General features: G+C 38.8%; 10 protein-coding genes. 2 read left to right on the top strand and 8 right to left on the bottom strand.

Annotated elements, in window-relative coordinates; all coding sequences use genetic code 11:
* The first annotated feature begins 264 nt into the window (after positions 1 to 264).
* The gene (locus CEF16_RS20760; RefSeq protein WP_170032239.1) at positions 265 to 1,626 is read left to right on the top strand and encodes a glycosyltransferase family 2 protein; all 1,362 of its coding nucleotides are present in this window, start codon (positions 265 to 267) and stop codon (positions 1,624 to 1,626) included.
* Between the two features lie 52 nt (positions 1,627 to 1,678).
* Positions 1,679 to 2,593 (top strand): LCP family glycopolymer transferase, encoded by a 915-nt coding sequence (locus CEF16_RS20755; RefSeq protein ID WP_091585815.1) that lies wholly within the window; start codon positions 1,679 to 1,681, stop codon positions 2,591 to 2,593.
* Between the two features lie 739 nt (positions 2,594 to 3,332).
* On the opposite strand, the gene CEF16_RS20750 is transcribed toward CEF16_RS20755, so the two are convergent.
* From CEF16_RS20750 to CEF16_RS20720, 8 genes are all read right to left on the bottom strand, one after another.
* A complete protein-coding gene (locus CEF16_RS20750) occupies positions 3,333 to 3,941 on the bottom strand; it encodes a polysaccharide deacetylase family protein (protein WP_170032236.1) in 609 nt (202 codons plus the stop codon).
* 72 nt (positions 3,942 to 4,013) lie between these two features.
* Positions 4,014 to 4,934, bottom strand: coding sequence for an LCP family glycopolymer transferase (locus tag CEF16_RS20745; RefSeq protein WP_091585811.1), 921 nt, complete (start codon positions 4,932 to 4,934; stop codon positions 4,014 to 4,016).
* A 113-nt stretch (positions 4,935 to 5,047) separates the two neighbouring features.
* Positions 5,048 to 8,029 carry a gamma-glutamyltransferase gene (locus CEF16_RS20740; protein ID WP_091585809.1) on the bottom strand — a complete coding sequence of 994 codons (2,982 nt, stop codon included), beginning with the start codon at positions 8,027 to 8,029 and terminating at the stop codon, positions 5,048 to 5,050.
* Between the two features lie 404 nt (positions 8,030 to 8,433).
* Positions 8,434 to 8,598 carry a hypothetical protein gene (locus CEF16_RS23975; RefSeq protein WP_170032233.1) on the bottom strand — a complete coding sequence of 55 codons (165 nt, stop codon included), beginning with the start codon at positions 8,596 to 8,598 and terminating at the stop codon, positions 8,434 to 8,436.
* 88 nt (positions 8,599 to 8,686) lie between these two features.
* A complete protein-coding gene (locus CEF16_RS25025; protein WP_096241771.1) occupies positions 8,687 to 10,144 on the bottom strand; it encodes a CapA family protein in 1,458 nt (485 codons plus the stop codon).
* 10 nt (positions 10,145 to 10,154) lie between these two features.
* The gene (pgsC, locus tag CEF16_RS20730) at positions 10,155 to 10,604 is read right to left on the bottom strand and encodes a poly-gamma-glutamate biosynthesis protein PgsC (protein ID WP_091585805.1); all 450 of its coding nucleotides are present in this window, start codon (positions 10,602 to 10,604) and stop codon (positions 10,155 to 10,157) included.
* Between the two features lie 15 nt (positions 10,605 to 10,619).
* Positions 10,620 to 11,819: a poly-gamma-glutamate synthase PgsB gene (gene pgsB, locus CEF16_RS20725; RefSeq protein ID WP_245917947.1), complete on the bottom strand. Its 1,200-nt coding sequence runs from the start codon at positions 11,817 to 11,819 to the stop codon at positions 10,620 to 10,622.
* Positions 11,820 to 12,441: 622 nt separating this feature from the next.
* Positions 12,442 to 14,754: an NlpC/P60 family protein gene (locus tag CEF16_RS20720; RefSeq protein ID WP_096241770.1), complete on the bottom strand. Its 2,313-nt coding sequence runs from the start codon at positions 14,752 to 14,754 to the stop codon at positions 12,442 to 12,444.
* Between the last annotated feature and the right edge of the window lie 253 nt (positions 14,755 to 15,007).

Genomic DNA, 15,007 nt, shown 5'->3' with positions numbered 1-15,007 from the left:
AAGTCTTTCTGTCTTCGACTACACAGGCATTGATTTACTATATTTTAATCCATAGTAATAGAATCTTATCAGTGTTTTGCAAGTATTATTCGAGTTTTGATAGTACAACCTCATTATGAATAACTATTTTTTTCCATGTCATGTAGGTATTAGGCATGTTTTTCGGTCCTTTCTCTTTCAAAAAACAATTTTTCATGTAATCATTGCACTTGCGTGTAAAAACTATATTGGCTGGATAAAAGTACGAGGAAGGAGTGGAGCACCGTGACAATCTTTTTGGTCGTTTTGTTTTGTCTATGTATCTTTTTTCCTTCCCTTCACTTACTGCACTGTCTGCCCTGGTTTAAAGATCAGGATGAAGGAAAAAGAATTCGTATAGAAAAGAAAAAGGGAATTAGTATACTGGTCCCCTGCTACAACGAACAGAATATTGTTGAGACTTCGGTTCATAGCATGAAATCCTTATCTTATTCGGCATTTGAGGTTATTTATATTAATGACGGCTCAACGGATCAGACATTATCTTCCTTGCATCAATTATTAGATTTGCGATCCTATACTACTTCTCCACTCAAAAAACTGTCACATGAAAAAGTAAATAATTTGTACCAATCTAAACGTTATCCTCACATTTATGTCTTAGATAAAGAAAATGGAGGTAAAGCTGATGCCTTAAATGCCGGCATTGAATTCTCTAAAAAAGACCTGGTCGTCACTTTAGACGCAGATACCATTTTAACGGATGAAGCATTATCTGTAGTTAACGATACATTTGAAGATAAGGATATAGTGGCTGCGGGGGGGATGGTTCATGTTCTTCAAACCAAAACCTCTAAACCTCTACATTATTTATCCCTATTGCGTACAAATATGCTTGTTCGTGTACAGACACTGGATTTTTTAAAAGCTTTCTATATTAATAAAGTGTCTCTGGCGCGCTTTCGGTCTCTTGCCGTTATTTCTGGAGCGTTTGGCATTTTTAGAAAAGAAGTGTTATTAAATGCCGGTGGATACCGCAAAACCATTGGAGAGGATATAGATATTACGCTGAGTATCCACCGATATATATCCAAATATAAAAACAAAAAAATTATCTTTTTACCAGAAGCAGTTGGTTATACGGAGCTTCCTGAATGCTGGAAGGATTTATTTAAACAGCGTGTACGCTGGCAAAAAGCCTTCATTGACTGCCTTTTCCATTTCCGATCTTTTTTTGGAAAAACATTAATTTCTAAAGCTGTTTCATTTTTCTACGTTGTTGAATCATTTGTAGCAGGTACAATGGCTACATATATTACTACCATTATTGTTATTATCAATGCCATAATAAACCCTCCTTCCTCCTATGCTTTTTTTATATTGTTTTATGCGGGTTACATTTTTATCTTTAGTTTAGCTTACAATCTAATGGCAGTAAGGATGGGAAAATATTATGGATTCACTTTTCATAAGAAGAAGGAGAAAGTTTATTTACTATTGACTATCTTCTTTGACATTTTCATCTATCGATTTGTAACAATATACTTCGTCCTTTATGGAAGCGTTGCATATTTCTTTAATAAAGATTGGAATAAAGTAGAACGTACCGGGCGTAATTATCAAGATAATATTGGTCCAGTAGCATAGTTATGTTTCTATCAGAAGAAATAAAAATCTTAATAACTTTAGGTGAGTAAGCTTGAATACAGTAAAGATAAAGAGAGTTTTTCTTATCTTCTTCACCTTAGCGGCAGTCACAACTTTAGGTATAGGCAATTACTTCTTACAAATGACATCTACCACATTAGCAAACATGAACGATGATGTGGATTGGGAACAATCAGATAAGCGTCCAGCTCCTATTAACTTAAAAGATGGAGAGCCTGTCTCTGTTTTATTAATGGGTGTTGATGACGGGGAAGAACGTACGGACTCCCTTATTTTATTGACCTTAAGTCCAGGAGACGAATCTATCAACATGATTAGTATTCCTCGTGACACCCTTACAACGATAGCAGGTAAAGGGAAAAAAGATAAAATCAACCATGCTTATACCTTTGGCGGGTCGGAAGCAACGATACGTACCGTTGAGAACTTGCTCGATGTGCCTGTTGATTATGTGTTGAAAGTAAACATGGAAAGTTTTACAAACGTTGTAGACGCCCTGGGAGGAGTAGAAGTAGAGAATGATTTGGATTTTACGTTTTGGGATCATCATTACCCTGAAGGTAAGCTGCAATTAAACGGAGAAGAAGCACTAGGTTATGCGCGTATGCGTCACGAGGATCCGCGCGGCGACTTTGGCCGGCAGCTTAGACAACAGCAAGTCCTAGAAGCAGTAATCCAACAAAGCGCAAGCATCTCTTCTCTTACAAAAGTGGATGATATGTTTGAAATTGTGGAAGAACATGTTAAAACGAACATTACTTTTAAAGAAGCGTGGGATCTTCAATCCAATTATAAAAGTGCACGTCATAATATAGAGCAGCATCAATTAGAAGGAGAATCCACCGAGATTGATCAAACATATTATTATAAACCCGACAAAGATAAACTTGAATCTATTTCGAAGAAACTCCAAGAACATTTAAATATCACGAAGGACAAATCATAACTTACATTGGCTTTCGCCAAGTTTTAATGGCGAAAGCCAGCATATTTTAGAGGCATGTACTAAACCATCTCTATTTAAATTCCGCAAAAGGTTCGGTAAGGGGGTTTGATGGCTTGAGCTTTTGTCATTTTAGTATTGTATTCTTCTTCCAGAATTTCATAAAGGGATTCATATTAAAAGTCCCTGTTTTCAAGATTGGGGAATCTGTCAATCGGCAGCATACTCGTTTCAATCGCCATAGGTTTAAGATCTGGTAGCCGTAAACGTTTTAAAAAAGCAGCTTTCCTTCTGATTTTAATTCAGCCGCCATATTCGCTGAAGGACTTAGCACGATTTTTTCTCGCAAAGCTTCGAGCCGGGCAGCATTCCTCTCAAACGCATCTCCTCACTAAAGCTATTTAATTTTTTCCCCTGTGGAATTTTATATTCCACTACATACGTTCCACCTCCATGCCTGCGAATAAGAAAATACTCATTGACAAGTTCGGTCACCGCCTGTCTTACTATCCTACCTTTTGATTCAGCCTTCTCCTTCGGATTTCAGCGCTTCTCTCTAACCTAAAGGTACTATGTAGTATTAATTGAACAAACAAAAAATGCAAAAGAAAAGCCGATACATCTTACGAAAAAATCGCGAGATGTATCGGCAAATTTCGTGTAAAAACTTTATCCAAACGTTTTTCGAATAACAAAATCCTGACCTCTTTTTCCGCTCCTTCGTAAACTATATATCTTTTCTTCATTCTATTTTGTCTAAGAGTATCGGAACAGTGACAAGCTCAAAACCTTTTAAACGCAATTGGTTAATGATATGAGGCAGCGCCTTAATCGTTTCATCTAATTTTTCCGGCACACGAATGGTATGTTGAAGGACGATACCCCCAGGAGTCGCTTGTTCGATCACTCTAGATAGAATCGTTTTTGCAGATGAACCACTCCAATCAATGGTATCGATTCCCCACATAATTAATCGGTACCCATGCTCATGAAGCAGCGTTACCTGTTGATCGTTGATAGAACCATACGGCGGTCGGAACAAATCCGTGTCGGCCCCTGTAATTTTCTCAATTTCCATCGTTGTAGATTGGATGCTTTCAATCAATTGCTTGTCTGTAAGACCAGGTAACTTGCTATGATCCCAGCTATGGTTACCAATTGCATGGCCTTCTTTATAAATTTGTTTCAATAGTTTAGAATAAGCCCTGGCTTCCTTGCCAATAACAAAGAAGGTGGCCTTCACACTTTTTTCCCTTAATATCTCTAAAATGTGCGGAGTATAGATGTCTTCTGGTCCATCGTCAAAGGTAAGAGCCATTCTTTTTTTACTGGTGTCACCAATATAAATCATTCCGCTAGATCCTTTCATAGAACGTGAATGATTGGTTAGCTGCATACACATAATTATCATTTACTCATATTTTTATTTGTCAAGCTCCAAGTGGTTTCTTAGTTTTTGAGACAGTGTATGAAGTTCTTCTTCATCTGGTACATAATTGTATTTTCCATCCACTTTCTTGCCTTCACCTTTAATGTGGTGCTGTTCGACATTATTGATGGCGTTTTTATATGTGGATTGAATATTCCACATGTCATCTAACGTTAAATTCGTTTTCACATTGTCTTCAACGACTTCAAAAATATCGTTAAATTTCGTAATAGAGGATATGCTTGCCCCCTTGTTAATGACAGCTTCAATTACTTGACGCTGCCGCTGTTGACGGCCAAAGTCACCTTGTGGATCTTCATGCCTCATGCGAGCATAGCCCAATGCTTTTTCACCATCCAAAGAGAGTGTACCTTTCGGATAATGCACATCATGAAAAGTGAAATCGAGATCATTATTTACTTCTATCCCTCCCACTGCATCAACAGCATCTATAAAACTATCCATATTGACCTTTACAAAATAATCAACAGGGACATCTAAGAAGTTTTCGACAGTACTAATCATTGTTTGACTACCACCAATGGCATGGGCGTGGCTAATTTTCTCTTTCGTTCTATTACCTCTTATGTCAGTATACGTATCCCGAGGAATGCTTACCATTTTTACTGATTCGGTATGCGGATTAATCGTTAATAAAACTAATGTATCAGCCCGGCGGAGGTCTTCACGACTTTGTAGATCATCAACCCCCATTAGTAAGACAGAAATGGGATCACCATCTTTGAAATTAATTTCTTCTAGCCGTTTCTCAGATTTCACGCGGTCAAGATCTTCTTGAATATTTGCTGTAGTTGAGGCTACTGCTTGCCAGATGTAACCCCCTCCACCCATAACTAATACTCCAATTGTTACTATAATAAAAAGTACTATTTTCTTTCTCTTTTCCGTTTCCATTATGGTACCTCCTAGCATTTCATTTCTCATCTATCCCAACTAGAGAAACATTAATGCCGTAAAATCCCAAAAAGAATTGAGCATTTTGTTGTTACAAATAAATAGCTACCAAACTATGCTGCACGTTCAGAATCCGTTTTATAATCTCTGCCTGTTCGAGAAACTTTATTCCAATCTTTGTTAAAGAAATAATTAATCGTTCCGTATATTACCACATACATAAGAACAAAACGATAGACAAACACATCTAAAAGAATGGTTGTAAATAATGAATACATATCCTTCTTTTGAAACTTAAATCCGTAATACCTATTCAACCCAATCGCTGCTAAATCATACACAGCACCAAATACAAAAAGGTAGGACAAATAGAATAAAGTATAGTATAAATAGGAATCAGGCGGATTATAGATAGCGTAAAATACAAAAAAGACTGTCATAACAAAAGCAGAGACGATCCCTATTAAAAATGATTCCATGATATAGAAAAACGAGACTGCTTTCGTAAATAAAGTTTTCGAAAAGAAAGACCCAAAATGGACGACACAATCAATGTACGCTTTTTGCCAGCGTACGCGTTGTTTGAAAAAATCCTTAAAGGTTTCAGGCAGCTCTGTATAAGAAATGGCTTCCTTTATATGAACAACTTTTTTGTTGACATGTTTGGATATGTACTCATGCATCTTTAATGTAATGTCAATGTCTTCTCCTACCGTTGATCGATACCCTCCTACGTCAATAAGTGCTTGTTTTCTAAAAATACCGAACGCTCCTGATATGATCGCTAAAGCATGAAAGCGTGCCAATGATATTTTTGTAATATAGAATGCTTTTAGAAAATCAAACATCTGTAAACGTAATAGTATGTTTGTATGAAGTAAAGACAGACGGCTCAAAGGTTTAGATGTTTTGGTTTGCAATACATGCACCATTCCACCTGCAGCAACAACATCTTTATCTTCAAATGTTTCATTAACCTTTGGCAAGGCACGTTCTGTCAAAACGGTATCAGCGTCCAACGTGACAACCAAACTCTCGCCAGCGTATTCAATACCCGCATTTAACGCATCCGCTTTTCCTCCATTTGATTTATCTATAACGTATATATGCGGATACAGCTCAGATTGATAAACATTTTTCACCCATTTATGCTTTAATTTTTTGAGCGGAGATCTAGAACTCGGTTTCAACTTTAAAAACTTGTTCAAAAGATACATGGTTCGATCCGTTGAACCGTCATTGATATAAACAACCTCAAACTTTGAATACGATAATGATTTCATATTTTCAAGGGACGTCTCAATAATTCCTTCTTCATTGTAACAGGGGACTAGTATACTAATTCCCTTTTCTTTTTCCAGTTTTCGCTGCACCCCTTCATCTTTTGTTCGAAACCAGGGTAAACAATGGACTAAATGAAGTAACGGAAAAATAACCCCCAATATGAAGAAAAGCCCAAGTGCAATTTCTACATAATCTTTCCATTTATCTTTATTTTTTGCATCCCAAAATCCTTCTCGTCGTTCATCAGCAATTCCATTAATCGTACCGTCTTCTTTATTTAAGTCGAGGGCTTGAATCCCTCCGAAGTAGACCGGCAAAGTCCTTGTTTCATGCTGGTACCCTTTTTTTATCACATCTACCAGCGTTTCATCATTAAAACCGTCCTCTATATACAGGTTTTCATCTTGTCCAAAGAACCGCTTAGCTTCTACAGCGTCCTCCAGTGATTCATCAAAATAGAAATGCCTGGCTAACACTTGTGCCATAACAGGTGGAATTCGGTTTCCTCCGGGGCTTCCGATCCCCATAACTCTGTCATCATTCATATATATTGATGGAGCTGTTAAACTTCTTGAGCGCTTGCCAGGTTCATAACGGTTCGGTGATTCGCTGTTTTCACTGAAATATTCAATGGAATTATTCATAAAAAAACCAGCTGTATACTCTCCTGAACCGAAAAAATTACTTAGCGTATTGGTTGCAGATACGACCATTCCATCCGGATCTACAATGACGAAATGTGTCGTGTCTGTATGTTCGTCGTCGACATGTTCCTCATCATTCCCTGTTTCCCGGGATGGATTTGAAGGAGAGATTTGCTCAGCCAGATTGTCGATATGTTCATCGCTGGTAAGCTCATCCACGTCCACATCAGAAAAACTCGGATCACCGACTTTTGTTATTCGATCATGTTTTGTTGCTTTTGAGATTTCTGTCATTAAGTGGGTGAATTGACCTTCCTCCCCTTTTGTTTCAGCTATATTTAATTTTTCAGCAAGCAGTAACGACTGAACGACTGATACTCCGGCAAGCGGCGGACTGCCAGAATAAATGGTCCCTTCTTGTAATTCACCTTTCACCGGCTCTGTGATGTTAACTTCATATCCTTCCAGCTCTTCTTCATCCAGATACGGAACAGCTTCCGTTACTTGCTTACTGATTTCACCATCATAAAAAGCGCTCGGACCGTTTTCTTTAATTTTTGTCAAAGTTTCGGCTAGTTCCTGCTGCTTTAACGTCTCTCCTGGCTCAATTGCTTCTCCATCAGGAAAGAAATGCGGCATATCTTTGACCGGCAGACGGAAAGAAGCGGCCGTAAGACGTTCCCATAATAGGTAATCCACTTCAAATCCATCTTCGGCAAGAGAAATGGCAGGGGAAACAAGGTGCTCAAACGGGGTTAACCCATGATCCTGATGGATTTTTTCCAGTCCTTTTACGAGACTGGGGACACCGGATACTTTATCACCCTGCTCTTCATCCGAAGGAGCGGTTACCCGGTAGTCATAAACTATCGGTTCTTTTTCGTCTGGCGGTAGAAGCAACATTTCCCCGCCCCCGCCAATGCCGGATCCAAACGGTTCTACCACTCCCAGCGCATAGGAAACGGCAATGGCAGCATCAACGGCATTGCCGCCATTTTCAAGGACTTCCATACCCACTTCCACTGCCTCAGGGTGGGAAGCACTTACGCCATAATTGTCATATGTATCATCTGAATTAGTCTGGGCACTTTCTTCACTTGATACTGAACTTGGCCCTAGAACAAATCCATTTAAAATCAAACATAACGAAAGTAACTTTTTTAACAAGAATAGTTCACCTCCATCTCAGTGGGTGTATGAAAAATTTATACACAGCCACAGAATACCTTACCAAATAAAAAAAGGTTAAAGGTCTATTTAAAATAGGTGTAATACAAAATTTTATGACTTGTTACAATTGAAAAACAGGGGAAATAAAGTATAAAAATAATTATTGTTAGTGTTTTGAAAAAAGCTCAATCAAGCAGCCCCCTCACACCCGGATGTATGAGTCATAGATGTTAAGATAAATGATATATAAAGGACAGCATTGAGACAAAAAGAAAAAGACAGTAATCGTTTTATCCATTACTGTCTTTTCGTTTTTTCGGTTTTGTTTAGCACTCCATCCCATTCATCAATTTCTGGCTCTTCTTTGTTTTTAATCCTGAGGTGATATGCTCACATTCCGTTCACTCATTGACTGATTTTACCTCTTGTTCTTCAATTTGCTGTAGCTGTTCTTCCATTACTGCTCGTTCTACAATATCTAATGTTTGTTCATGTTTAAGGACATCCATTAACATGATCATTCCCCCTAAAAAAGCAAACGGCATCAAAGCTTTAATTATTTTCACAATTATCACCCCCGTATTATTAGCATCTCACGTTCCACTTCAACAGTAAAGCCGTAAAATTACCGCTTGCCAGGATGGTATTCAGTTTTTATTGTTCGTTAGTTGGTTGTTGTTCATTAGTTGGCTGCTGTTCATTAGTTGGCTGCTGTTCATTAGTCGGCTGCTGTTCGTTAGTCGGCTGCTGTTCGTTAGTCGGCTGCTGTTCGTTAGTCGGCTGCTGTTCGTTAGTTGGCTGCTGTTCGTTAGTCGGCTGCTGTTCGTTAGTCGGCTGCTGTTCGTTAGTTGGCTGCTGTTCGTTAGTCGGCTGCTGTTCGTTAGTTGGCTGCTGTTCGTTAGTCGGCTGCTGTTCGTTAGTCGGCTGCTGTTCGTTAGTTCCTTGTTTATTTGTTGTCTTTCCTTCAACTACTTCAGAATGATCTACTTCAAAAATCAGCTTTCCATCTTCTTCATACCAATTCGCATCAGATGACGTCTCTTTTGTGAGCTGACTGAAAATCTGGTTTTCATGATATGCAGCTAACGGCCCTCCTAGAGGCTTAGGTTGCCCCTCATAAATTCGATATGGATGAAAAACAAGCTTTGCCTGGCCATCTTTTGAAAGTTGATAATTAGCAGCCACAGTATTTCTCGTTCGGGACCAGCCTTGATCAAAAATGAAATTACCTAAGCTATACATGATTAACGTATCATTGTACACATCTGCTGATAACAAAACGTGTGGGTGATGGCCCATGATAATATCCGCACCAGCGTCCGCAATCCCTTTCGCCATTTCTCTTTGACGCGGATGGGTGTTGCTATCATATTCTTGTCCCCAATGCATATGAACAACAACAAGATCTGCATTTTTGTCTGCTTCTTTTACTAAAGGGATAAATAAACTTGGATCAGCAGGTAAAATACCTCCTCTACCTTCATTTGCAATATCCCCTTCTGCAAAAACATCACTGAACCCTAAAGTTGCTACTTTTAACCCGTTTTTTTCTTCATAGTGTATTTTTTCTGCTTGTTCCAGGGTCTCTCCAGCACCGGCAAAACCTATATTATTAGATTCAAGTGTCTGGACAGTATCTACAATCCCTTTTTGGCCATAATCAAACATATGCTTATTCGCCAAGTTAACATTTGTAAAGTGATTTTTTTCTAAAGCTTCAACGGCTTTTTCATCCGTTTCAAATACAATTTCTTTTTCTGCTTCTGGTTCATCTTCTCCAAGCAGAACAGGATTGTAAAAGTTTCCAGTGACGTAGTCCGATTGTTGAAATAGCGGTTTGACATGTTCAAATAAATAATCATAACCATGTTGGTCGGTTACTTCTTTTACATATCTGCCAAACATCATGTCACCAACCATCGATGCTGTAAGTAATGAATCGTTTTCTTCGTCGGCTAATACACTTTCTTGTGAATCTAACATTGGTGATGTAAATACAAAGATAAATATAAGCATAAGAATAGTAGCCAACATTGTATGTTTCGTTTTGACTTTCTTATGTTTTTTAATAAACTTTAGAAACTTTTCTTGAAAAGATAATTTTTTTGTCATTGACTTCACCCTAAAACATATAGTAAACGGCCATGATTCCAAACGTAATACCGCTCAGTAATAAAGTACTTCCCACAGTAGGGACGACCCCCTGCTTTTGTATTGTGTTTGCAATCAAACCAGGAACAATTACGCCTATCCCTCGTAATTCATGTATTTCAAAAGGAAAAACGGGATAAAAGAAATCACATACCGTTTTTAAAATAATTCCTGTTGTTAGCATTGCCGCGAATTTCCGCCGCCCATATAAAATCGTCATTTTTCCTATGGCATAAACGACGATAAAATACGTGAGAAAGCTAATAAGTAATACGATTCCTATGAATACAAATTGATCAAAAATTAAAGCAAGATACCCGGGTACAATGAGCCCGGCAGGCAGTACGCCTGTTTTTTCTGCATATATTAGACTTAAAACAATTCCTACGACTAGTGATATATATAAATCTGCTCCAAACAATGTTTTTCCTCCTACCTAGCTGACAAATGCAATTCGTTTCTGTTTTTCTTCTTCAAATCGTTCAATTAGTGGTTCTCCCGCACCATGAATGTTACCCACTCCATACAGAACCGTATCTTCCAGGTATGGGTGGAGGTTATTGAAAATTTCATCGGTTTCATAGTGTTCAAGATTTAACAATTTTTTTGTTGGAATATTCCCGGCCTCATATTCGTCTACGATGGGACCAGTTGTTTCTCCGATTAATACCAATGCCTTCGTCTCAATATAAGGCAACACATCAATAGCAAATTGTTCTGTTCGATCTACGCGATCCTCACGACAATTCATAATTACAACAGAATTGTGTGTAGGGTAGCCGAGCTGCTTGATCCGTTCCCAAATATTCAGAGTAGAAGATGCGTCATTAGCAGCAAATCCATTAACAAAATAAGATGGCTGCTTAAGGTCTCCAAACTGGCTGATTCTCATTGCTCCTGGGTCTGGCGGTGCGTTTAACATTCCTTGTTTTGCAGTCTCTTCATCGATGCCAAGCGCCTCTGCTACTGCCATCGCTAAAGCTGCATTTTGTGGAAACACCATGAAATCAAACTTTCTTAAAAACTCCTCTGATATTTTAGATTCATCAGCAACAATAACCTTTGTATTTCTTTTTTCAGCTATCTCTCTGTAATAATCGACATATGGACTCTCCGACACGATGAGATGACCATTATAAGGAATTGTTGCTGTGAATGCTTCTGCTACTTCATCAAGGGTAGGACCCATCACGTCCATATGATCTTCCAGAACATTTACGATAACTCCAATATTAGCTTGAAGCATTTCTTCCTGGAAAATCACCTGGTAATCAGGGTTTACAGCCATACACTCACTAACCAGTGCTTCTGTTTCCAGATCAGCCGCTTCTTTTACTACCTCTTTTTGTTCACGAATGTTCGGCCCTTCAGGACGACGCTTAATCGGTTTCTCCTCATCTTGAAACCAATAAATCATTCTGGCAGAAGTTCCTGTTGTTTTTCCTACTGTTTTCTTATCTGCCTCTTTCAGCACCCCTGTAGTAAGACGCGTAACCGTAGATTTACCTCTGATTCCATTAATATTAACGCGAATTGGAATCGAATCAATGTTACGTAAATGCCTTCTCTTTTCAATGATTCCAAGCGTTAAAACAACGGCGACAAACAATGCAATCATTACAATCATTAGAATCATCGAATGTTCACCTCAAATTTCTTTCGCAAAAGTTTCTCCTCCTCTTTAGCCATCAACAGAGCTCCTTTCAAAATATTCGTGAACTGCGTAAAAAGATCTTACACATGAATAGTAACTGAACTCTCTACATTACTTAATCAGACTTTCTTACAGAATAAAGTTTTCTGAAAATTATTAACAATTGGGTATTTCCGATACGCTTTATATTACAAAAAGATTACAATTTAATATAAAATTAACAAATGGGTTCCTATTGTTCTATTCAGTGTACACGCGGATTTTATTATATTCCGACAGAAATCATGCATTATAATTGTATTCGTATAAAACTTTGACAAGTTAACCTTTCTTATAAAATTTTTCGTTTCTTTTACACGCGACATTACTTTTGTAGTTCTATATAACCATTCCATTTTGCTCAGCATAAATATTAAATAAACTTTTTTACAAAAATTTAATATAGTAATGTTGCATATGCAGAATGTATTTCCAAAACTTTATACATAAAAAAACCAACCGTGAAGAGGAAAGATGATCACGGTTGGTTTCTTTTACCTAGATAGTGAACATTAAAAGAGGGTTGTCTTAAAATTACGATTATTGATCTACATTTGAGGAGCGGTTATTCTGTCATTCGCCTTCCAGCTATTAATCGCTCAATCCAGTATTGATCTGTATTCATATCAGTGATATCCACTTTTCCATCTATCACGGAAGCAAACTTGCCTTCTCCAAGGTAAATAGCAGTGAGCTCTGGAGTTTCTCCGTTATTTTCTCCGGCAAAGAACATCAGGTCTCCACGCTCGAGCTCTTCGATATGAATCTCCTCTCCGCTTTGGCGAAGTGATTCCATAGTTGTCGGCAAGGTAATACCGGAACCTTCTTCAAAGAGCTGATGAATAAATTCAGTAGAGGTTCCTTCATATGCGTCGCCATTGTATGCTTCAGCAAGCTGTGCTTCCCTGTTTTCTTCCTGAGGTCTTTCATAAGTTCTGCTTCCCTCATATCGCGGGGGCCAATATGAGCTTGTGGTTAGGTCGATAACGGCTATGCCATAAGACTGGGTGGCAACAATAATTTGATTGTTGCCGATATACACCGCAGGGATCAAACTGGATCCTTCAAAGAACATCAGGTCTCCGCGTTCAATTTCCTCTCTGGATATTTCAGTCCCTTCCTGCCATTGCTCTTTTCCATAGCGCGGCAAATCAATATTCAAGCCTTTTTTGTATACATACTGGACGAAGCCGCCCGTGTCAAAACCTTCTTCCGGTGAAGCTCCTCCGAGCTCATACTCCGTACCAAGAAGCTGAGAGGCTTCCAATATCGCTTCATTATCATATGGAATGGTTAAATCATTAAAGCGTTTTACTCCGGTAAAATGCTCCTTCCAATACCCATTCATATACGAAATGGTTGTTTCTCCTTCTTCTCCCGTGGCATGGATGACGTGATCATCCCCGAGGTAAATGGCGGTATGAGAGATTCCTTCCTGCCATGTTCCGGAAAAATAGAGAACATCTCCCGGTTTGATATGATTATCGAGTTCCATAGAATTTATATCTGTCCCGGCCTCTAAGATGGTTTCGCCAACCTCCCATTGTTTGTAACTGATCCGCGGCAGATATACCCCCAATGCATTTTGAAATACGGTTTGAATAAAAAAGGAACAATCAAACCCCTCGAGGGTACTGCCTGTCATAACATACGGGGTTCCCATATACTTCACTGCTTCTTGTATCAACGGATTTTCATGATCTTGATAGGTGGCTGGATTGGATTTTTTCAATAATTCATCTGTATAGCGGACAGCCCCAGCATACCTTTCATCATAATACGTGTGATAATCTAAATGCCGTTCTTTCACTCCGGAGGAGGATGCGATAATAAACTGGCGGTCTCCCGTGTAAATACCGGCAATCAATCCTTGACTGCCTTCAAAAAAGACGACATCTCCTGGCTGCAGCTCGTCCTGACTGATTTTTTCTCCGGCATCATACAATCCGCCAGGCTGTTTAGACAGCCAGCTCCCGGTTGCCTCTTGATACACATAGTGTACGAAGGTGCCCGTACTAAATCCGTCTTCAGGGTCCTCGCCCTTCTCATTATAAGGACTTCCAATGAGAGCTTTTGCCTCCTTGACAATGTCATTGTCCGGTGGCTCCGGTTGCAGACTTTCTTCTGTGTATCGTTTGGCACCAACATACGCGTTAGACCAGTAATCGCTCGTCTCCATGTTTCTTTCGGAAATACCTTCGCTTGTTACGATAATGAACCGGCCGTTATCGATATATATCCCCGACATCAAGTAGGTGCCTTGAAAAAACACGACATCCCCGGGCTGTAAATGCTCCTGTTCGACACTCTCGCCAAGGAGCCATTGATCACTGGCAGACCGCGGCAGTGAAAGATTCTTTGATTCGGTATAAATAAATTGTACAAGCTCTGAGGTAATAAAATCTTCATGATTTTCTCCGACACGATCAAGAGCCAATTGCGCGGCAGGATCATCAACAGTGAAATCTTCCTCCGAATACCGCTTGGCCCCAACGTAAACATCGGACCAGTATTTACTTGTGTCAAGATTTCGTTCTGTGATGCCATCACTAGTAACAATGACAAAACGTCCGTTCTCGATATAGACACCGGACATTAACGATGAGCCCTGGAAAAAAACAACATCTCCGGCCTGTAAATCATCCCTTTCTACTTCCGTTCCCAACTCTTTTTGTTTTTGAGCGAAGCGAGGGAGATATATGCCTTTGGATTCCTCAAATATATACTGGACAAGTTCTGACGTAATAAAATGTTGGTTATTTGGGCCGACCATTTCAATAGCCAACTTTGCCGCAGCATCCTCTTCTTCCTGAGCAAACGTGGTATCGGTCGTAAATAACATCAACAGAACGATGATGAAGGCGAGGAACTTTTGCATGCATACCACTCCTTTTTTTTATTTCTAAATTTTTAAATGACCTCGAATAAAATCATACATCCATAAATTCCTAAAGAATATATGAATCACGCTCTTCATACCATAACGATAAGATAGAACTATACTAAAGAAAGATATGAATTGGACAATAAATCCTGATTTTTTGAAGGAAAACCTAAAAGAACATAATAAATAAATCTTATAAACTAAAACTATAAACCTAAAATAATCCTTTGTATTTATAATAGTTTCT

Source organism: Alteribacillus bidgolensis (assembly GCF_002886255.1).
GTDB classification, from domain to species: domain Bacteria; phylum Bacillota; class Bacilli; order Bacillales; family Marinococcaceae; genus Alteribacillus; species Alteribacillus bidgolensis.
Note: the sequence above shows the minus strand (reverse complement) of the source record. Positions and strands in the feature narration are given on the sequence as shown.